This window comes from Streptomyces sp. NPDC049954, from assembly GCF_040656295.1.
Taxonomy (GTDB): Bacteria; Actinomycetota; Actinomycetes; order Streptomycetales; family Streptomycetaceae; genus Streptomyces.
In genome coordinates, this window is sequence record NZ_JBFALS010000006.1 from 136,705 (window position 1) to 156,932 (window position 20,228).

A 20,228-nucleotide genomic window follows, 5' to 3' on the forward strand; every position below is an offset into this window, starting at 1 on the left:
CGTGTTCGGACGTCGCAAGAACAGTAGTGCCGCCGACGACGCGGCGAGCGAGACCGAGCAGGTCGGCGACGACGCCCGGGGCGCTACGGGCGCCGACGGCGAGCCGCAGCGCCGCAACCTTCCGCCGGCCCCTCGGCCCGACGGACCCTGGGACGTCTCCGAGCTGCGCGAACCCGGCGACGGCCGGGTCGACCTCGGTGGCGTGTTCGTGCCCGGCGTCGAGGGGATGGAGCTGCGGGTCGAGGTCGCGGGCGACGCGATCGTCGCGGCGACCGTCGTCCTCGGTGACAGTGCCGTGCAGCTCCAGGCCTTCGCCGCGCCCAAGCGCGAGGGCATCTGGGGTGAGGTCCGCGAGGAGATCGCGACCGGCATCACCCGTCAGGGCGGGATCATCGACGAGGTCGAGGGCCCGCTCGGCTGGGAGCTGCGCGCCCAGGTCCCGATCCAGCTGCCCGACGGCAAGAGCGGCCACCAGGTGGTCCGCTTCGTCGGCGTGGACGGACCGCGCTGGTTCCTGCGCGGGGTGATCTCCGGCCAGGGCGCCGTCCAGCCGCAGGCCGCCGGTGTGCTGGAGCAGATCCTGCGGGACACCGTGGTCGTCCGCGGCGAGGGCCCGATGGCCCCGCGTGACCCGATCGTCCTGAAGCTGCCCGACGACGCCCAGATGGTGCCCGAGGGCGTCCAGCAGGAGAGCCAGGCCGGTTCCCGGTTCTCCGGGGACCTGGGGCAGCTCGCCCGCGGACCGGAGATCTCCGAGATCCGCTGAGCGTCGCAGTATCGCGTCAGGACCGCCGCGGCGGTCCTGACACCGACAGTGCCCGCAGCAAGCGCAGAAGGCGCGCAGGCCCGATGGGGCCCGCGCACCGTACGGCCGAGGGGCCGCATCCGTTGTACGGGGTGCGGCCCCTCGGCCGTTTCCGCGAGCGGCCCCCCGGTACGGCGGTCTTGTGCCGGAGCGCGCCCGGCCGGCCGCCTGGGCACCGGCGAGGAGGTCGCCGAGCTGATCGCCTTCCTGCTCTCCGAGCGCGCCTCCTTCATCCACGGCAGCTATCACCTGGTGGACGGCGCCTACACCGCCCGCTGACCCTGGCCCGGGCGCCGCCTCCGCCCGGCACCCGTGCCCATCAGGGTTCCGTAAAGGAGCGCCCCGGCCCCGTTACCCGCCCGGAATGTCCGTATCCCCGGCGGTAGGTTCGGGAACGGACGGGCGGGCCGCGCCCGCGTGAGCGCGGTGGGCCCCGCGCGGCCGAGCGGAAGACAATGAGGCCATGGGACGCGGAAAGCTTCGTATCTACCTGGGGGCGGCCCCCGGCGTGGGCAAGACCTACGCCCTGCTCGCCGAGGCCCACCGCCGCGTCGAGAGGGGCACCGACCTCGTGGTCGCCCTCGTCGAGCACCACGGCCGGCCCCGCACCGAGAACCTGCTGCACGGCCTCGAACAGGTACCGCGCGCCACCCACGCGCACCGCGGCGCCCGCTTCGAGGAGATGGACGTGGACGCGGTCCTCGCCCGCGGGCCCGCCGTCGCCCTCGTCGACGAACTCGCGCACACCAACGTCCCCGGCGCCCGCAACGCCAAACGCTGGCAGGACGTGGAGGAACTGCTCGCCGCGGGCGTCGACGTCGTCTCGACCGTCAACATCCAGCACCTGGAGTCGCTCGGCGACGTCGTCGAGTCCATCACCGGCGTACGGCAGCGCGAGACCGTCCCGGACGAGGTGGTGCGCCGCGCCGACCAGATCGAACTGGTCGACATGTCGCCCCAGGCGCTGCGCCGCCGCATGGCGCACGGAAACGTCTACGCCCCCGACAAGGTCGACGCGGCCCTCGCCAACTACTTCCGCCCCGGCAACCTCACCGCCCTGCGCGAACTGGCCCTCCTGTGGGTCGCCGACCGCGCCGACGAGTACCTCCAGCAGTACCGCGGCGAGCACGGCATCCGCTCCACCTGGCAGGCCAGGGAACGCATCGTTGTCGGCATCACCGGCGGGCCCGAGGGGCGCACCCTCATCCGCCGCGCCGCCCGTATGGCGGCCAAGGGATCGGGCAGCGAGATCCTCGCCGTCTACATCGCCCGCAGCGACGGGCTGACCGCCGCCTCGCCCAAGGAGCTCGCGCTCCAGCGCACCCTCGTGGAGGACCTCGGCGGCACCTTCCACCACGTCATAGGCGACGACATACCCGTCGCCCTGCTCGACTTCGCACGCGGGATCAACGCCACCCAGATCGTCCTCGGTTCCTCGCGCCGCAAGACCTGGCAGTACGTCTTCGGGCCCGGTGTCGGCGCGACCGTGGCCCGCGAGTCGGCGCCCGACCTCGACGTCCACATCGTCACCCACGAGGCCGTCGCCAAGGGGCGCGGGCTGCCCGTGGCCCGGGGCGCGCGGCTGGGCCGCTCCAGGATCATCGCCGGCTGGATCGTCGGCGTCGGCGGGCCCGCGCTGCTCGCCGCCGTGCTCACCCGGGTCGACCACGGGCCGGGCCTCGCCAACGACGTCCTGCTGTTCCTGTCCCTCACCGTGGGCGCCGCGCTGCTCGGCGGGCTGCTCCCCGCGCTCGCCTCGGCCGCCGCGGGATCGATCCTGCTGAACTTCTACTTCACCCCGCCCACCAGCACCCTGACCGTCAGCGACCCCTCCAACATCGTCGCGATCGTCGTGTTCTTCTCGGTCGCCCTCTCGGTGGCCTCCGTCGTGGACCTCGCCGCCCGCCGCACGCACCAGGCGGCCCGGCTGCGCGCCGAGTCCGAGATCCTGTCCTTCCTCGCGGGCAGCGTCCTGCGCGGCGAGACCACCCTGGACGCCCTGCTGGAGCGGGTGCGCGAGACCTTCGGCATGGACTCGGTGGCGCTCCTGGAGCGGGCCGGCGACCTCGAACCGTGGGCCCCCGCGGGCAGCGTCGGACCGCAGCCCGCCCAGCGGCCCGAGGAGGCCGACGTGGACATGCCGGTCGGTGACCACATGGCGCTCGCGCTGTCCGGCCGCGTCCTGCCCGCCGCCGACCGCCGCGTGCTCGCCGCCTTCGCCGCGCAGGCCGCCGTCGTCCTCGACCGGCAGCGTCTCCAGGACGAGGCGGAGCAGGCCCGCGCCCTCGCCGAGGGCAACCGGATACGCACCGCCCTGCTCGCCGCCGTCAGCCACGACCTGCGCACCCCGCTCGCCGCGATCAAGGCGGCGGTCACCTCGCTGCGCTCCGAGGACGTCGCGTGGTCGCCCGCGGACCGCGCCGAGTTCCTCGAAGGCATCGAGGACGGCGCCGACCGCCTCGACCACCTCGTCGGCAACCTCCTCGACATGTCCCGCCTCCAGACCGGCACCGTGACCCCGCTGATCCGCGAGATCGACCTCGACGAGGTGGTCCCGATGGCGCTCGGCGGCGTCCCGCCGGACGCCCACGTCGACCTCGACGTCCCCGAGACCCTGCCGATGACGGCCGTGGACCCCGGGCTCCTGGAGAGGGCCGTCGCCAACGTGGTGGAGAACGCCGTCAAGTACAGCCCTCCCGGTACCCCCGTACTGGTGACGGCGAGCACCCTCGGCGACCGCGTGGAACTGCGGGTCGTCGACCGCGGTCCCGGAGTTCCCGACGAGGCCAAGGACCGGATCTTCGCCCCCTTCCAGCGCTACGGGGACGCCCCGCGCGGCACCGGCGTGGGGCTCGGCCTCGCCGTCGCCCGGGGCTTCACGGAGGCCATGGGCGGCACCCTCGGCGCCGAGGACACCCCCGGCGGCGGGCTCACGATGGTCCTGACGCTGCCCGTCGCCACCCCGGGCGACGCACCGCCAAACCCGGCACCACCCGCCGTACGAGCCGTACGGACCGCAGGACACGACGAAGGAAAGGCGGCCCGCCCATGACCCGGGTCCTGGTGGTGGACGACGAGCCGCAGCTCGTGCGCGCCCTGGTGATCAACCTCAAGGCACGCCAGTACGAGGTGGACGCCGCCCCCGACGGAGCGAGCGCCCTCCAGCTCGCCGCCGCCCGCCACCCCGACGTCGTCGTCCTCGACCTCGGGCTGCCCGACATGGACGGCGTCGAGGTCATCAGGGGCCTGCGCGGCTGGACCAGGGTGCCCATCCTCGTGCTGTCCGCCCGGCACAGCTCCGACGAGAAGGTCGAGGCGCTCGACGCGGGCGCCGACGACTACGTCACCAAGCCCTTCGGCATGGACGAACTGCTCGCCCGGCTGCGCGCCGCCGTACGCCGTGCCGAGCCCACCGCGGCCGACGAGGGCGGCGTCGTCGTGGAGACCGCCGGCTTCACCGTCGACCTCGCCGCGAAGAAGGTGCAGCGCGAGGGCCACGACGTACGGCTCACCCCCACCGAATGGCACCTCCTGGAGGTCCTGGTGCGCAACGCGGGCCGCCTGGTGGGCCAGAAACAACTGCTCCAGGAGGTGTGGGGGCCCTCCTACGGCACCGAGACCAACTACCTGCGCGTGTACATGGCCCAGCTGCGGCGCAAACTGGAACTCGACCCCGCCCACCCGCGCCACTTCGTCACCGAACCCGGCATGGGCTACCGCTTCGAGAAGTGAGCGGCGGCTTCCCGGGTACCCGAGCGGGGTGCCGCGTACGCGAGGGCTCCGCGCCCCGTGCCAGGTCCGCGAGCCGACGGCCCCGGACGCCCCGTTCCCCATCCCGGTTAGGCTTCGTCGTATGAGCGCAACTCCTCGTCCCGAGAAGACGGCCGGCCGGTTCCGCCGGATGCTGGACCGTCTCTCCACGTCCCAGGAGGACCTGGAGTCCGAAGAGCTCCAGGAGGACGCCGAGACCACCACCGGCTGCACCCGCATCGACGCGGCCCGCGACCGGCAGCTCGTCACGGTAACTGGTACCTTGCGCACGGTCACCCTGCGGCCACGGGCCGGCGTCCCGGCCCTGGAGGCGGAACTCTTCGACGGGACCGCCCCGCTCGACGTGGTGTGGCTCGGCAGGCGCTCCATCGTCGGGATCGAACCGGGGCGCAAGCTGATCGCCTCCGGCCGTATCTGCATGAGCCACGGCCGACGGGTGCTGTTCAATCCGAAGTACGAACTCAAGCCCCTCGGACGGGAGTAACCCGGTGACGTCCCTCGACAAGCCGACCAGCCACCGGAAGAAGGACGGGCCGCCCACCGCCCGCGAAGAAGCCCAGGCGCCGCAGACCACGGACGCGGCCTCCCGCGCGGTGACCGAGGCCGCCCTCTTCGAGGCCTTCGGCGGCCTGCGCGGCATGGTCGAGACGATGCTGCCGGGGCTGCTCTTCGTCACCGTCTTCACGGTCAACAAGAACCTGCACGTCTCCGCGATCGCCGCGCTCGCCGTGTCGCTCGTGCTGGGCGTGGCCCGCCTCGTGCAGCGCGGCACCGTCAAGCACGCCTTCAGCGGTGTCTTCGGGGTCGCCTTCGGCGTCGTGTTCGCCCTCTTCACCGGCAACGCGAAGGACTTCTACCTGCCGGGGATGCTGTACACACTGGGCCTGGCCCTCGCGTACCTCGTCACCACCCTCGCGGGCGTGCCCCTGATCGGCGTGATCCTCGGCCCGATCTTCAAGGAGAACCTCTCCTGGCGCACCCGCAATCCGGGCCGCAAGAAGGCGTACGCGCGCTCCAGCTGGGCCTGGGGCCTCATCCTGCTCGCCAAGTGCGCGATCCTCTTCCCGCTCTACTGGTGGGCCGACACCACCTCGCTCGGCTGGATCCTCGTCTCGCTGAAGATCCCGCCGTTCCTGCTCGCGGTCTGGCTCACCTGGATCTTCCTGGCCAAGGCGCCCGCGCCCATCGACGTGTTCGCGGAGATGGAGGAGCGCGAACGCGCCGAGGAGGAGCGCAAGGCCGCCGACGCGGCCGGCGCCCCGGCCGCGGACGGCGAGCAGCGCCCGCCGGGTCACTGACAGACAGCGCGGCAGCCCGCGCGCACACGAAAGAGTGGGTGGGCACCCTCAGGGGTGCCCACCCACTCTTTCGTGTCCGGACTTCCCGGGACCCGCCCGCCGGATCAGTCCTCGCCCACCGCCGGGTCCCCGGCGCTGTCCCGGCGCACGGACAGCAGGTCCTCCAACTGCTCCTCCCGGGCCTGCGCGGCGACGAAGAGGAGTTCGTCACCGGCCTCCAGGGAGTCCTCGACCGTCGGCGCGAGCACCCGGGTGCCCCGGATGATCGTGACGAGCGAGGTGTCCTCGGGCCAGCGCACGTCCCCGACCTGCGTGCCCGCGAGCGCGGACTCCGGCGGCAGGGTCAGCTCCACGAGGTTCGCGTCGCCGTGGCTGAAGCGCAGCAGCCGTACGAGATCGCCGACGCTCACCGCCTCCTCGACCAGCGCCGACATCAGGCGCGGCGTCGACACCGCGACGTCCACCCCCCAGGAGTCGTTGAACAGCCACTCGTTCTTCGGGTTGTTGACCCGCGCGACGACCCGCGGCACCGCGTACTCCGTCTTGGCGAGCAGCGAGACGACGAGGTTGACCTTGTCGTCGCCGGTCGCCGCGATCACGACGTTGCAGCGCTGCAACGCCGCCTCGTCCAGCGAGGTGATCTCGCACGCGTCGGCCAGCAGCCACTCCGCCTGCGGCACCCGCTCGACCGAGATCGCCGTCGGCGTCTTGTCGATCAGCAGGACCTCGTGCCCGTTCTCCAGCAGCTCACCCGCGATGGAACGGCCCACCGCGCCGGCCCCGGCGATAGCGATCCTCATCACTGACCGCCTTCCCGCGGACCGTCGGCGAAGGCCGCCTCGACGCGCTGCACGTCCCCGGTCCGCATCATGACGTGGACGAGGTCCCCGTCCTGGACGACGGTCTGTGAGGTGGGCAGCATCGCCTCACCCAGACGTGTGAGAAACGCGACGCGCACCCCGGTCTCCTCCTGCAGCCGGCTCACCTTGTGACCGACCCACGCCTCGGTCGCGTACACCTCGGCGAGCTGCACCGCTCCCGTGGGATCGCGCCACAGCGGCTCCGCCCCCGAGGGCAGCAGCCGCCGCAGCATCTGGTCGGCCGTCCAGCGGACCGTGGCCACCGTCGGGATGCCCAGGCGCTGGTACACCTCGGCACGGCGCGGATCGTAGATACGGGCGGCGACGTGCTCGATGCCGAACATCTCCCGGGCGACCCGGGCGGCGATGATGTTCGAGTTGTCGCCACTGCTCACCGCGGCGAAGGCACCGGCCTCCTCGATCCCCGCCTCGCGCAGGGTGTCCTGGTCGAAGCCGATCCCGGTGACGCGGCGCCCGCCGAAGCCGGAGCCCAGACGGCGGAAGGCCGTGGGGTCCCGGTCGATCACGGCGACCGTGTGCCCCTGCTGCTCCAAGGTCTGCGCGAGAGCGGAACCCACTCTCCCGCATCCCATAATGACGATGTGCACGACCGTCCTTCCGGCTTGCTTCGCGGTGCCCCCGACGCGTGACGGGGGCGAAGTCCCGCCCCCGGGCGCCGAGTCCCCACAGGATCTCAGACAAGGGGCCAAGCTACACACGTGCGCCCGCCGCCGTGCGGGCGCCCGGCGACACGCCGCCGGTGGCGTTAGGAGTTCGCCAGGACTGGGGTGGTGGGTGGGCGCCCCCGCGATCCACCCCTTACGATCCTCTCCGTGTCCAAACTGACCGACGTGCCCAAACGCCTTCTTATCGGGCGCGCGCTCCGCAGCGACAAGCTGGGAGAAACGCTCCTACCCAAGCGCATCGCCCTCCCTGTCTTCGCCTCCGACCCGCTGTCCTCCGTGGCCTACGCCCCGGGCGAGGTGCTGCTTGTCCTGTCGATCGCCGGTGTGTCGGCGTACCACTTCAGCCCGTGGATCGCGGTAGCCGTCGTCGTCCTGATGTTCACGGTCGTCGCCTCCTACCGGCAGAACGTCCACGCCTACCCGAGCGGGGGCGGCGACTACGAGGTCGCGACCACCAACCTCGGCCCGAAAGCCGGTCTGACCGTCGCGAGCGCCCTGCTCGTCGACTACGTCATGACCGTGGCCGTGTCCATCGCCTCGGGCGTCGAGAACCTCGGCTCCGCGATCCCCTTCGTCGTCCAGCACAAGGTGCTGTGCGCGATCGTGGTCGTCGCCCTGCTGACCGTGATGAACCTGCGCGGGGTGCGCGAGTCCGGCAAGCTCTTCGCCATCCCCACGTACATCTTCGTCGGCGGCGTCTTCCTCATGATCATCTGGGGGGTCGTGCGCGGCGTCCTGCTGAACGAGACCCTCGCCTCACCGACCGCCGATTACACCATCAAGCCCGAGCACAAGGGGCTCGCCGGTTTCGCGCTCGTCTTCCTGCTGCTGCGCGCCTTCTCCTCGGGCTGCGCGGCGCTCACCGGGGTCGAGGCCATCAGCAACGGCGTGCCCGCCTTCCGCAAGCCCAAGAGCAGGAACGCCGCGACGACCCTCGCCCTCATGGGCGGCCTGGCCGTCACCATGTTCTGCGGGATCATCGGCCTCGCCGCCGCCTCCCACGTGCACATGGCGGAGAACCCCGCGAAGGACCTGTTCCGCGACGGCTCCCCGGTCGGCGGCGGCTACGTGCAGAACCCCGTGATCACCCAGGTCGCCTCAGCGGTCTTCGGTGACGGCACCTTCTTCTTCGTGGTGCTCGCCGCCGCGACCGCGCTCGTCCTCTTCCTCGCCGCGAACACCGCGTACAACGGCTTCCCGCTGCTCGGCGCGATCCTCGCCCAGGACCGCTACCTGCCCCGCCAGCTGCACACCCGCGGCGACCGCCTCGCCTTCTCCAACGGCATCGTGCTGCTGGCCGGGGCCGCCGTCCTGCTGCTCGCGATCTACGGGGCGGACTCCACGCACCTGATCCAGCTCTACATCGTCGGCGTCTTCGTGTCCTTCACGCTCAGCCAGATCGGCATGGTCCGGCACTGGAACCGGCACCTCACCACCGAACGCGACCAGGCCAAGCGCCGGCACATGATCCGCTCCCGCGCGATCAACGCCTTCGGCGCCTTCCTGACCGGCATGGTGCTCGTCATCGTCCTGCTCACCAAGTTCACCCACGGCGCCTGGGTCGCCGTCCTCGGCATGGTCATCTTCTACGGGACGATGACCGCGATCCGCAAGCACTACGACCGGGTCTCCGAGGAGATCGCCCTCGCCGACGAACCCACCCGCGAGGACATCGTGCGCCCCTCCCGGGTCCACTCCATCGTCCTCGTCTCGCGCCTGCACCGCCCCACCATGCGCGCCCTCGGCTACGCCAAGATCATGCGCTCCGACTCCCTCGAAGCGCTCAGCATCATGGTGGACGCCGAGGAGACGAAGGCGCTGCGCGCCGAATGGGACCGGCGCGGCATCGAGGTCCCGCTCAAGATCCTCGACTCCCCGTACCGCGAGATCACCCGCCCCGTCGTCGAGTACGTGAAGCGGCTGCGCAAGGAGAACCCGCGCGACATCGTGAGCGTGATCATCCCCGAGTACGTCGTCGGCCACTGGTACGAGCACCTGCTGCACAACCAGAGCGCCCTGCGCCTCAAGGGCCGCCTGCTGTTCACCCCCGGCGTCATGGTGACCTCCGTCGCCTACCAGCTGGAGTCCTCCGAGGTGGCCAAGCGCCGCGTCCGCAGGCGCCAGAACTGGACGGCGCCCGGCGCGGTACGGCGCGGCCCGGTGGAACGCCGGCCGAAGGAGAAGGAGCCGAGCGGGAAGGGCGGCGGCCGGAGCGAGGGCTGACCTGGCCCGGGCCGCGGGTCCGGGCCGCCGGTCCGCGGCTGCCGTCCGGCGGGGGGTGCCCGCGACCGGGCGGCGTGCCCGCGACTGTCCGTACGGTAAGAGGTGTCCGCGCGGAGCCGTAGACTGGACGGCTGTTGTCCCGCCGCCGCGGCGCACGCACCCCCAAGCACTCTGGAGTCACCCCACCCATGCAGGCAGAACCGAGGAAACCGCAGGCCGGGGACGAACTGGTGGGGGAGGAGTACGAGGTCGAGGTCGGCCCCGTCGCCCACGGCGGCCACTGCGTCGCCCGCACCGAGGGCGGCCGGGTCCTGTTCGTCCGGCACGCGCTGCCCGGGGAGCGCGTCGTGGCCCGCGTCACCGAGGGCGGAGAGGACTCCCGCTTCCTGCGCGCCGACGCCGTCGAGATCCTCGACCCCTCCAAGGACCGCGTCCCCGCCCCCTGCCCCTACGCGGGCCCCGGCCGCTGCGGCGGCTGCGACTGGCAGCACGCGAAGCCGGGCGCGCAGCGCCGCCTCAAGGGCGAGGTCATCGCGGAACAGCTGCTGCGCCTCGCGGGCCTCACCCCCGAGCAGGCCGGCTGGGACGGCACCGTGATGCCGGCCGAGGGCGACAAACTCCCCGCCGGTGAGGTCCCCGCCTGGCGTACCCGCGTCCAGTACGCGATCGACGCCGACGGCAACGCGGGCCTGCGCAAACACCGTTCGCACGAGGTCGAGCCCATCGAGCACTGCATGATCGCCGCCGAGGGCGTGAGCGAACTCGGCATCGAGAGCCGCGACTGGTCCGGAATGGAGTCGGTCGAGGCCATCGCGGCCTCCGGTTCCAGCGACCGCCAGGTCGTCCTGGCCCCGAAGCCGGGTGCCCGCCTGCCCCTGGTCGAGCTCGACCGCCCCGTCTCGGTCCTGCGGGTCGAGGAGCACGACGGCGGCATCCACCGCGTCCACGGCCGCGCCTTCGTCCGCGAACGCGCCGCCGAGCACACCTGGCGCGTCGGCAACGGCGGCTTCTGGCAGGTCCACCCGAAGGCCGCCGACACCCTGGTGCTCGCCGCGATGCAGGGCCTCATGCCGCGCAAGGGCGAGACGGCGCTCGACCTGTACTGCGGCGTCGGCCTGTTCGCCGGAGCGCTGGCCGACCGCGTCGGCGAGAAGGGCGCGGTCCTCGGCATCGAGACCTCCAAGCGCGCCGTCGAGGACGCCCGCCACAACCTCCGCGACTTCGACCGCGTCCGCATCGAACAGGGCAAGGTCGACCAGGTCCTCCCGCGCACCGGAATCACCGAGGCCGACCTCGTCGTCCTCGACCCGCCCCGCGCGGGCGCCGGCAAGCAGACCGTCCGCCACCTCACCACCCTCGGCGCCCGCCGCATCGCCTACATCGCCTGCGACCCGGCCGCCCTCGCCCGCGACCTCGCCTACTTCAAGGACGGGGGGTACAAGGTGCGGACCCTGCGGGCTTTCGACTTGTTCCCGATGACGCACCATGTGGAGTGCGTGGCGATCCTGGAGCCGACCACAAAGGGTGCCTGACCTGCGGTTTTGTGGTCCGATGGGACTGCTCGACCTGTTTCGCTCCATGCAACGGGTCGAGCGGACGGATCAACCCTTGGAAGCTTCCTGACCTGGGCATTCATGAGGGACGCGCTTAAGCCGGCGACGCCTTCAGGGTCTCATCCGGAGACTCTTGACGCTCGGACGACGCTCGAAGCGGAATTCTCAGCCTCACGGACCTCTCCGGCTGGGGCTGTGCGGACCGGACCATCGGCACGGGGTCAAGGACTCCGGTACGGGCGTCCCGCTGCACGCTCCCTGGAGCAGAGAGCGCGGGTCGTCCGGGCCACAGAACGTGGGGCTGTGGTTCGAGGTCTCGAGTGGCTGGTATCGCCTCGCCACTTAGATACCAGGCCGGTATCATCGCTGTATGGCGATGACACTCCGACTCCCCGACGATCTCGATGCGAAGCTCACCGAGCGTGCTCGTCGAGAGGGCCGAAGCAAGCAGGAACTCGCTGTCGAGGCCATCCGGGACGCCCAGGACCGGGCCGAGCTGAAGGTCGACGATGTTCTGGCCGAGATTATGGACAGTGACGCGGAGATCCTGGACTACCTGAAGTGACCCAAGTGCGCTACATCCAGATCGACGAGATCCTGGCCATCGCTCGCACGGTCAACAGTACCGAGCACAGCGTGCGTGACATGGGACTTTTGGTGTCAGCGATCGAACGGCCCCGGACGAACGTGTTCGGGGCCGAGCTGTATTCCACGCTGCACGAGAAGGCGGCCGCACTGCTGCACTCCGTCGCTCGCAATCACGCGCTGATCGACGGCAACAAGCGCACCGCCTGGCTTGCCATGCGTGTCTTCCTGCGCTTCAACGGCGTCAGCGCCAGCACCGCCCCGCCACCCGTCTCCGTGGCCGGCCCGTTCGTCGAGGAAGTCGCGCAGGACAACATCGAGGTACCGGCTATTGCCAAGCGCCTGTCGGCCTGGTTCCCCGTTTCCTGACGTTCGACGTCGTGGGTACGGGACGGAATGAGGTTCTGGGAGCGGTGCTGGCTTCTGGCAGTCCGCCGGGGGCCTGACCCGTTCGTTCAGCGGGTGGATTCCTATGCTTCGCGAGATGGGGCAGCGGGTCCGCTCGGCGCGAAGATGCCGTCCCACGCGCCTTCCCGTTTGGGCGACAGGCAAGGTCCATCGCACCGCTGACCGGCTCCTCCACGGACTCGTGCTCGATCGTCGTATCGCTCACTTGGCGTCTCTTCCTTGATCAGCAGATCCGCGTTGATCAGACACTCCCGGGGGCGCTCAGATGGTCATCCTGTGGTGGGATACACGACCATGTCGACGTTCACCGCGGCGTACTGGTTGAGCATGTAGGGGGATGCGCCACTGAAGGGTCGGCGGTCCTTGCCCGTGCGGGCGTCGAGGACGACGCTGGTGGTGTCCGTGCTGGCGTAGACGGCTCCGTGCCAGGCGTTGCTGAGGTTCGGCTTCTTCCGCGAGGGGTCGTCTGCGGAGATGGTCCACAGCACCTTGCGGGTGCGGGCGTCGATGCCTCGCACGGCTTCCTCGCTGTCGCACACGACTACGGACCGCTGGTCGTACACACAGTGCAGGAGGGTGCCGTCCGTGCCGCCGGGCACCGTTTTGCCGGTGCGGCTGTCGCGCAGCGATCCGGTCGCGAAGAAGCCGCCGCCCACCGGCTCGATCTCTACCGACGACCGGTCCTCCAGCTTCCAGCGCGGCGTTCCGTCCGTGAGTGTCCGACCGGCGAGGCCGAGGTCTGTCTGGTCGGAGTGCCAGCCGTGCAGCGACTGGAACCGGGCCTCTTCGCCCAGCTGAGTCCCGATGACAACGCCGCTGTCCAGCGCCCCGGCCGCGAAGTGCTCCTCCTGCCATGTCACCTGGCGCCTGTTCAGGTCGACGGCGTAAGTGGTGGCGCTTTCACTGTCCTCGCTGGAGTCGTCCGTGCTGGTGAGAACCCTGACGACGGCGGTTCCGTCCTGTGCGCCCACGACGGCCGGCTCCAGGTCGCTGACGGTCGACTCCGCGGGTCCCGGCAACCGTGTGGTCCACGACACCTTGCCGGTGTCCGCATCGACGGCCCGCAGGTACACGTCGGTCCGGTCGGCCTCGGTGCCCGAGCCTTTCGTGTAGTCGGCGTAGGCGAAGAGCACATCCGTGCGCCCGTTGCGCTGCGCGAAGACCGGGGAGATCCTCTGGTTGTCGCTCACCCCTCCCGCCGTGCCGGTGTACCAGTCCTTGCGGCCCAGAGGGGACGACCACAGCTTGCGCCCTGAGCTGGTGTCGTAGGCGTTGAGCGCCGCGGCCGTCCGCTCGTAGAGCCGGGGCCCGAGCTGTGCGAATCCCCAGGACTTGACGTGCTCGTCAACCGGCAGCTTCACCGCCTTGCCGAACTTGACCGGCGGATCGAACCCTTTCGCGTCACCCCGAGGCTTTGCCGCAGAGGATGTGTTGGGGGCACTGTCGTCGGCTCCGGAACCGCCGTCGGAACATCCCGCCAAACCCACCAGCACAGACACGCAAGCCATATACATGACATATCGGTGCATCAGTCGCACAACATTCCCCTCTCAAGGTCAACTTGACTGCAGCGTATTGCTGTTGTGATCCGTACAACCAGGAGGTGCAAGAACCTCTCGGAAGGCCGAGCCGCCGCCCGGCGGGGAAGCCCCCGCTCCCTCGGGGTCGGCTCGGAGCAGCTCTCACCCGCGCCGACAGCTCTCGCGCCCCCGCGCCCATCGGTGCATGCTGCGAGCGTTTGCGACAATGTCGGCGGCTCCCGGCCCACCGCTCTGCGCGCGCATTTCGGTGCGGACGAGGTGGGCCGAGACATGCGGGCCCTCGATCCGCCCTGCGGCGTTGGTTCACTGGCGCAGCCATCAGCCACCCGGTGCCCTCCTTCACATGTCGGTCTCGTGCGTCTGGTGGAGTGCTCGTGCTCGTGCGGGACCCGCTGCTCTGGTGGTGTTGCTGCACTGTCTGGGCGTGCGGACGCCCCCCCGGAGATCTCCTTCCCGGCTTTCCAGTCGAGTCCGAGGGGCCCTTCCGCCAGTGGCGGCCCGCCGCTGCGACGGGCCGCCCACGCCACCCGGTGGCGCCGCCCTCGCTGCCGCGGGTGGGCGGGCCACTGCTGAAGACAGCGGTGGTGGTCGAGTCGAGGCGGCACGATGCGCGACGCTGCTGTCGTCCCCTGCCGTGTGGACGGCCTACCGGCGCGGGCCCCGGGGCCAAGGAGCCCGTTGTCCCTGCGGCGTCGGCCCCACTTGCGCCGTGGGGCTACCCGTGACCGGTGCAGGGCCGGGTTGGATGCCGCCGTAGGGCTGCTCCGCGGCGAGCTGTCGTGGGGTGAGGGTGGCGGCAGCTGCGGCCTCCTGCGTCCGATGTGCGCCGAAGACGATCAGCGTCCACAGCAGGCAGCCGAAGGCGGCGGTGTGGAGCAGGGCGCGGACGATGTTCCAGGCGGCCCAGGCACTCTCGAAGTCTTCGCGTACGGCTGCGGGGTCCTTGATGTGGTCGGGGCTGCCGGCCTTGGCGAGGTGGTCGTTGAGGGGAACGTTGAGGCCGCTAGTGACCACGAAGGCGAGCAGGTAGAGCACCAGCGCGGCGATCAGCCATGGCAGCGCGGCCCGTCCGTGGCCGCGCCAGGCCAGGACGACTGCAAGGCCGAGCAGGGGGATCGCGGCCATGAAGGGGAACATGAAGACAGGGTTGAGGATGGCCTTGTTGATGTTCTGCATCGCCTCGACAAAGGTGCGGTCGGAAGAGTGTGCCAAGCCGGGCATGACGGAGTAGGCGAAGGCCGCGAACAGGCCGGCCATCAAGCCGGTCGCGAGGGCACTCAGTATCAAGGTGATCTGCTGGAGGTTCTTCATACGTGTTGCCTTTCGTCCCAGATGAGAGTGGTGGCGGCTCGGTAGGCGGGGCGTAGTCAGCGCAAGTCGCGCGGGGCGCGGTCCAGGGCGGTGCGCCGGACGCCGCCTGCGGGGTGGGCGTTGCGATCGTCGGGGATGCGGTGAAGGGGTGTGCGGGCGAGCCCCTCGTCCGCGGGCGCCAAGTAGTCAACGACCGCCCCAAGCACTGCGGAAGAGCGTCACCGGGCAGGGATCGGCTGAGTGAGGTTCACCGCGTTGCCGTCAGGGTCCTGGATGTGGGCGACGCGCTGTCCCACGGCATGTCGTTGGGGCCGGTGCGGACCGTTCCGCCGAGCGCTTCCACCCGGGTGAGCGTCTCGTCGACGTCGTCGACACCGATGCTGAGCAGGATCCGCGGTGCCGTCCCGGTCCCCGGGTTCTCCTTGGCCACCAATCCGAGGTCGGTGTCGCCGATGCGTAGGCCGAGGTAGAAGGCCGGTCCTTCCGCAGGCACCCGGAAGATCTCCTCAGCGCCCAACAATTGTGTACAGAAGCCGAGCAGAACATCGCGATGGGCAGTCAGGATCACTGGCTGAATGGTGGACATGGCACTCCTGTCGGGAACGGTCGTGTCCCCGGATAGACCGTTCGAGGACGGGGAACTCATCGGCGTCTCAGCCCTGCCGAGCACGAGCGGCGGGCAAGCGCCTCAAATTGCCTGAACCTGGCAGCACGGGTTGCACATGCCCACACAACGGGGCAAAGTCCGGGCCGGGTATTCCGAGCGGGATGCGCAGCTTCGCCGACTGACGCGCGGCGATTCACAGTGGGCGCACCGACGCGGCTCCACCGCGTGAGGGTCCGTACCAAAGGGAGGCGCTGCCGCACTGGGGGTGGTAGCCATGCCACGCCAGATTGCCCGTGCCGAACCGACGTACAGCCGCGGGGCTCATTTGGCGTTCGGGGCGCCCGCCGACCCTCGTTTGAGACCCGAGAAGCGGCTATGACCTGCTATTTTTCGGTCTGCATCCAAGTTGACATCTTTCCGTGTGGAGAACGTTGCGCTACTTGATCCGCCTCGTGGAGCGGTGCTACTGAGCGGGCGGTGGCCGCGTTGGTGGCGGGGCGGGACCGCGAGGATGTGGCTGCGGTGTTAGGCGTGTCGCTGAAGGCGGTCGACATCTGGTGGGCGAAGCGGCCGGTCGGCGGGCAGGAGGGATCTGGGACACAGGCCCTAGCCGATCGGGGTGCATCAGGTACTCGGGGAGGCCGAGCAGGCCGCGGTGCGGCAGGCGGTCCTCGATCACCAGCCCTGTCACGCGGGGCTGAGCGGGCAGCTGTGGCGTGCGCGGGACTCTCCCCATTTCTCCCGCCCACCCCGGCCTGTGCGCTCGCCGACTATCTGATCTTGATGATCACCTTTCCGAACGGGCCGGCCGTTGCGTAGTACTCGTACGCCGCCGCGGTCTGTTCGAACGAGAACGTCCGGTCGAGGACTGGTCGGAGCCGATGCGCGGTGATGACGTTGTTCATCGCGATGAACTGCGCGCGGCTGCCGACGGCCAGTGCGCGGACCGTAGCTGCGGCGCCGAACAGCAGACGAGGGTCGATCGGTGGCCAGTTGCCGGAGAGGGACCCGACGAGGGCGATGTGTCCGTCGACGGCGACCGCTTTCAGCGACTGCTCCAGCGTTCCGGCGGTGTCGACGACGCGGTCGACACCTCGCCCGGCGGTGAGTTCACGGGTGGCAATGTGCCAGTTCGGGATGTCGCAGTAGTTGATCACCTCGTCGGCGCCCAGATCGCGCAGGCGCTGTTCCTTGTCCGTGCGGCTTGTCGTGACGATCACTCTGGCGCCCAGGAGTTTGCCGAACTGCACCGTGAACAGCGATACGCCGCCGGAGCCGGTGGCCAGTACGGTCTGTCCGCGCTGGACTCCGCGGCCGTCGCCGGTCAGGGCGTTCCATGCCGTGACGGCGGCGCAGGGAAGAGTTGCCGCTTCGGCGTAGGAGAGGTGGTCGGGGACGGGCACCAGGGCAGCCTCGGGGAGGATGGCCAGTTCGGTCAGCATTCCGTCGAGCGAGCCACCCAGTTGCGGCAGGTACGACGGTTCCAGCGGGCCGTCCAGCCACCGCGGGAACAGCGCGGCGGTGACGCGGTCGCCTGGGCGCACCTGCCGGACGTCCGGCCCGACGGCGACGACCTCACCGGCACCGTCCGAGACCGGTATGACGTCAGGTTCGACAGGCAGCACGTACTGCCCCCGCAGCACCAGAAGTTCGCGGAAGCTGAGCGAGGTGGCATGGACCGCGACCGCGACCTCCCCTGTCCCGGGGGTGCGGGGTGCGTGCGTACGCAGTGACAGGCCATCGATACCGCCGCCGGTGGTGAGGTGGTAGCTGCGCACCATCGACGGGCGCGCGGCCGTCGACGCGCTCATCCCTCGATGAACTGGTAGTCGCTGACGATGCGGCCGTCCGGACCGAGCACGAGGATCTCCAGCCCGACGCCGACGACCTCACCACCGTCCCGGGGTGCCATCTCCCAGTTGAACTTGACGACGTCGTGGAGCCGGTCAGTGTTGTTGCGCGACCGGAAGACGAAGGTGCCCGGCGCGACGAACTCCTCGTGGGCGCGCGTCACGCGGAACTCCAGCGCACGGTGGCCGCGCGCCTCCAGAAGGAGATGGTCGAAGCCCAGTCCTTCAGCGGTCTGCAGAATCTCGTTGGGAGGCTGCAGCACGTGGACGGCGTCGGCGGACCACAGTTCACGGATCGCGGCGCGGCGGCGCTTCCCGTCGGGTTCGTTCCACACCGCGACGTAGCGGTCGGTGAGGTCGTGGATGTCAATGTCAGCCATGGCGGATCCCCTCGGTTGCGCGTGGTCGTGGTGCGGCGACGACTCTGCTGCGCCGGGCGGCGCACGGCAATTCCCCGCAGGGAATCGCGGATCAGCAGCCGAACGGGTTAGACAAGAGGGGTGATCAGCGAATCGAACAGGGGCGGTCTCGCCGGAGCGTTGCGCGAGTGGCGCACCCGGCGGCGCGTCAGCCAGCTGGAACTGGCCATGCGCGCGGGAACCACACAGCGGCACCTCAGCTTCATCGAGAGCGGACGGTCAGTCCCCGGACGATCAATGATCATCCGGCTGGGCGAAGCCCTGGAGGTGCCGATCCGCGAGCGCAATGAACTGCTCCTGGCGGCCGGATTCGCACCGGTCTACCCGCAGACCCGCCTGGACGACCCCCAACTCGCACCGATTCGCGCCGCCCTCGAACGGATCCTGCACGGCCACCTGCCGTACCCGGCGGTGGTCGTCGACCGACACGGTGACCTCGTCTCGGCCAACACCGCCTTCCACGCACTCACCGCCGGTGTGGCTCCGCATCTGCTCGTACCACCAGTGAACGTTTCCCGGGTGCTGCTGCACCCGCAGGGCCTCGCATCGCGCATCGTCAACCTAGACGAGTGGGCGTGGCACATCATCGACAGCATCCAGGCCGAGAGCGTGCGCAACCCGGACGACCAACTCCAACGCCTGGCCCACGAACTCATCGGCCTGGCACCACCACGTCCGTGCGTGTCACCGCACCACCTCGGCTTCGCCGTACCGCTGCGCCTGCGAACACACGATCCAGCCGACGACAGGGAGCTTGCGCTCATCACCACGCTCACCCATTTCGGCACCGCCATCGATGTCACCATCGCCGAACTACGGCTTGAGGCGTTTCTACCGGCTGACCAAGCGACGAGTGCCATGCTGGCCGAATTCCTTGAGCGGTAATTGTTCCCCCGCCACTGCCCCACGCGGCAACGCCCACGAAAGATCCGTGCAGGTATGCTCGCCTTCCCCGCAGCCCATCAACTTCCCGAGCCCTGTTCCTGCCCCATTGAGTCCCCGCCAACTTGATTTCCGCTGGTCACGAGGGCTGGCGTGATGTTGCGAAGGGGACTGAGGCTGTTGGTGGGCGGGAGTCTGCCGTCTTGATCGTCCGGCAAGGGTCATGGGCGGTCTGTCCGTTTCCAGGTCACGAGGCGGGGCGGGTTCGTAGGCTCGCGGGATGACGGAGATCAGCGAAGTCGCCGAACGCGTCGCCGCCCGTCGGGCCGAACTCGACCGGGAGGAGAGAACTCCTGTTCGAACGACTTGAGAAAGTCCGGGCCGAGCGCGAGGACCTCGCTGCGGCGATGCGCGTGTGGGAGCGTATGCATGCTCAGCTGGAGACGGAGAAGGCCACCACACAGGCAGTGCCCGCGCAGGTCGGCGGCCGTGGCGTGCTGCTGGTCCCGCACCGCGAGGCGGGCATCGGCGAGGAGGTGCTGCCGCCGGACGACCAGCGGATCATGAAGATCGTCCGGGAGGCGGGCGGCCCGGTACGCGTCAAGGACGTCGGCCGCACCCCGGGGCCTTGCAGTCGAGGTCAAGGGGCGACTGGAGCCGCTGCGTGGGAAGCTGACCAAGCTGTCCGGCCGGGGCTGGCTGCGCAAGCTGTCCGACGGGCGCTTTCAGCTTATGCCGTAGATCGCGAAGTACACCCGTAACCGGATTGGCCCCGGCGGCCGTTGACTTCAGCGTGTGCATGCAAAAGATCACCGAGCCCGCCGGGGACACCGGCTTCCCCGTCTACCAGTGCCGCCTTCCCGTGTCCCGGAAAACCACCGAATACTGCGCCGATCTCCTGCGCCGCCACCTCAAGAAGATCGGCTCCCGGTGGCGCGTCCTGCCGCCCGGGCGGATCGTCGTCCTCGTCCTCGCCGTGCTCCGCCACGACCAGCGCGTCGCCGACATGGCCGGCGGCAACCAGGTCGGGGACACGACCATACGGCGCTGGCGCGACGAGCTGACAGCACTGCTCGCCGCCCGCGCACCCCGCCTGGACCGCGCCCTGAAGAAGATCACCAAGAGGGGCGGCGAAGTCGTTTTGATCGACGGCACCCTCATCCCCACCGTTCGCCGCACCGGGAAGGCGAACCGGCCCAACTACTCGCTTGACCGGCTGGAATCGGAATCGCTCGTGGCGTAGCGCATCGATGATGCGTCCGATCTTTTCCAGCGACATGCCGTCTGCGGTTTCCCCTGAGCCTTGATCTATCGGCTCGGTTCGTGAGTGATTGATTCTCGTGATCGGGTCGGTGTTTCTGTTTTCGGGCGCGGAGTGGCCGCTGGTCTGTCCAGCTTTTCCACTTGTCCACAGGTCTCGGGCCCTCGC

General features: G+C 70.0%; 18 protein-coding genes and 2 pseudogenes. 12 read left to right on the forward strand and 8 right to left on the reverse strand.

All coding sequences use genetic code 11. The annotated features are described in order from the left end of the window. The first annotated feature begins 1 nt into the window (after position 1). The 6 genes from AB0J21_RS15020 to AB0J21_RS15045 all read left to right on the forward strand — a co-directional run bounded on the left by AB0J21_RS15020 (position 2) and on the right by AB0J21_RS15045 (position 5,874). Complete coding sequence (locus AB0J21_RS15020) at positions 2–766, forward strand: DUF3710 domain-containing protein (protein WP_363146365.1); 765 nt, start codon at positions 2–4, stop codon at positions 764–766. 48 nt (positions 767–814) lie between these two features. After that, positions 815–1,084, forward strand: coding sequence for an SDR family oxidoreductase (locus AB0J21_RS15025; protein ID WP_363146366.1), 270 nt, complete (start codon positions 815–817; stop codon positions 1,082–1,084). 184 nt (positions 1,085–1,268) lie between these two features. Continuing rightward, a complete protein-coding gene (locus tag AB0J21_RS15030) occupies positions 1,269–3,857 on the forward strand; it encodes a sensor histidine kinase KdpD (protein ID WP_363146367.1) in 2,589 nt (862 codons plus the stop codon). Then, the gene (locus AB0J21_RS15035) at positions 3,854–4,537 is read left to right on the forward strand and encodes a response regulator (RefSeq protein ID WP_363146368.1); all 684 of its coding nucleotides are present in this window, start codon (positions 3,854–3,856) and stop codon (positions 4,535–4,537) included. The genes AB0J21_RS15030 and AB0J21_RS15035 overlap by 4 nt, the downstream gene beginning before the upstream one ends. Before the next feature lie 121 nt (positions 4,538–4,658). Continuing rightward, positions 4,659–5,060 (forward strand): OB-fold nucleic acid binding domain-containing protein, encoded by a 402-nt coding sequence (locus AB0J21_RS15040; protein WP_363146369.1) that lies wholly within the window; start codon positions 4,659–4,661, stop codon positions 5,058–5,060. Positions 5,061–5,064: 4 nt separating this feature from the next. Beyond that, on the forward strand, positions 5,065–5,874 hold the full coding sequence (locus AB0J21_RS15045; RefSeq protein WP_363146370.1) for a DUF3159 domain-containing protein: 810 nt from the start codon (positions 5,065–5,067) through the stop codon (positions 5,872–5,874). Positions 5,875–5,978: 104 nt separating this feature from the next. Here the strand turns inward: AB0J21_RS15045 and AB0J21_RS15050 are convergent, their stop codons facing one another. Beyond that, complete coding sequence (locus AB0J21_RS15050; protein WP_363146371.1) at positions 5,979–6,674, reverse strand: TrkA family potassium uptake protein; 696 nt, start codon at positions 6,672–6,674, stop codon at positions 5,979–5,981. Further along, positions 6,674–7,342, reverse strand: a complete 669-nt coding sequence (locus AB0J21_RS15055; protein ID WP_363146372.1) for a TrkA family potassium uptake protein — start codon at positions 7,340–7,342, stop codon at positions 6,674–6,676. Before AB0J21_RS15055 ends, AB0J21_RS15050 begins: the two co-directional genes overlap by 1 nt. Positions 7,343–7,567: 225 nt before the next feature. Here AB0J21_RS15055 and AB0J21_RS15060 point away from each other — a divergent pair, with 225 nt between their 5' ends. The 4 genes from AB0J21_RS15060 (at position 7,568) to AB0J21_RS15075 (ending at position 12,150) form a co-directional block, all read left to right on the forward strand. After that, positions 7,568–9,643: an APC family permease gene (locus AB0J21_RS15060; protein WP_363146373.1), complete on the forward strand. Its 2,076-nt coding sequence runs from the start codon at positions 7,568–7,570 to the stop codon at positions 9,641–9,643. A gap of 188 nt (positions 9,644–9,831) precedes the next feature. Continuing rightward, positions 9,832–11,175 (forward strand): class I SAM-dependent RNA methyltransferase, encoded by a 1,344-nt coding sequence (locus AB0J21_RS15065; protein ID WP_363146374.1) that lies wholly within the window; start codon positions 9,832–9,834, stop codon positions 11,173–11,175. Between the two features lie 391 nt (positions 11,176–11,566). Then, positions 11,567–11,761, forward strand: a complete 195-nt coding sequence (locus tag AB0J21_RS15070; protein ID WP_275491664.1) for a ribbon-helix-helix protein, CopG family — start codon at positions 11,567–11,569, stop codon at positions 11,759–11,761. Beyond that, the gene (locus AB0J21_RS15075) at positions 11,758–12,150 is read left to right on the forward strand and encodes a type II toxin-antitoxin system death-on-curing family toxin (RefSeq protein WP_363146375.1); all 393 of its coding nucleotides are present in this window, start codon (positions 11,758–11,760) and stop codon (positions 12,148–12,150) included. Before AB0J21_RS15070 ends, AB0J21_RS15075 begins: the two co-directional genes overlap by 4 nt. A gap of 308 nt (positions 12,151–12,458) precedes the next feature. On the opposite strand, the gene AB0J21_RS15080 is transcribed toward AB0J21_RS15075, so the two are convergent. The 5 genes and pseudogenes from AB0J21_RS15080 to AB0J21_RS15100 all read right to left on the reverse strand — a co-directional run bounded on the left by AB0J21_RS15080 (position 12,459) and on the right by AB0J21_RS15100 (position 17,878). Then, entirely contained in the window at positions 12,459–13,550 is a 1,092-nt protein-coding gene (locus AB0J21_RS15080) for a hypothetical protein (RefSeq protein WP_363146376.1), read from the reverse strand. Positions 13,551–14,375: 825 nt separating this feature from the next. Beyond that, a complete protein-coding gene (locus tag AB0J21_RS15085; protein ID WP_363146377.1) occupies positions 14,376–15,041 on the reverse strand; it encodes an anthrone oxygenase family protein in 666 nt (221 codons plus the stop codon). Positions 15,042–15,259: 218 nt separating this feature from the next. Then, positions 15,260–15,627 (reverse strand): annotated as a pseudogene (locus tag AB0J21_RS15090) (VOC family protein). A gap of 791 nt (positions 15,628–16,418) precedes the next feature. Continuing rightward, positions 16,419–17,459, reverse strand: coding sequence for an NAD(P)-dependent alcohol dehydrogenase (locus AB0J21_RS15095; protein WP_363146378.1), 1,041 nt, complete (start codon positions 17,457–17,459; stop codon positions 16,419–16,421). Continuing rightward, positions 17,456–17,878, reverse strand: a complete 423-nt coding sequence (locus tag AB0J21_RS15100; protein ID WP_363146379.1) for a hypothetical protein — start codon at positions 17,876–17,878, stop codon at positions 17,456–17,458. The genes AB0J21_RS15095 and AB0J21_RS15100 overlap by 4 nt, the downstream gene beginning before the upstream one ends. 120 nt (positions 17,879–17,998) lie before the next feature. Between AB0J21_RS15100 and AB0J21_RS15105 the strand changes: the two genes are divergently transcribed. Further along, on the forward strand, positions 17,999–18,802 hold the full coding sequence (locus tag AB0J21_RS15105; protein ID WP_363146380.1) for a helix-turn-helix transcriptional regulator: 804 nt from the start codon (positions 17,999–18,001) through the stop codon (positions 18,800–18,802). 796 nt (positions 18,803–19,598) lie between these two features. Beyond that, positions 19,599–20,042 carry a hypothetical protein gene (locus AB0J21_RS15110; protein WP_363146742.1) on the forward strand — a complete coding sequence of 148 codons (444 nt, stop codon included), beginning with the start codon at positions 19,599–19,601 and terminating at the stop codon, positions 20,040–20,042. Here the strand turns inward: AB0J21_RS15110 and AB0J21_RS15115 are convergent. Further along, positions 20,001–20,099, reverse strand: a pseudogene (locus tag AB0J21_RS15115) (RNA-directed DNA polymerase); the annotation flags it as partial. The gene AB0J21_RS15110 and the pseudogene AB0J21_RS15115 overlap by 42 nt on opposite strands. Between the last annotated feature and the right edge of the window lie 129 nt (positions 20,100–20,228).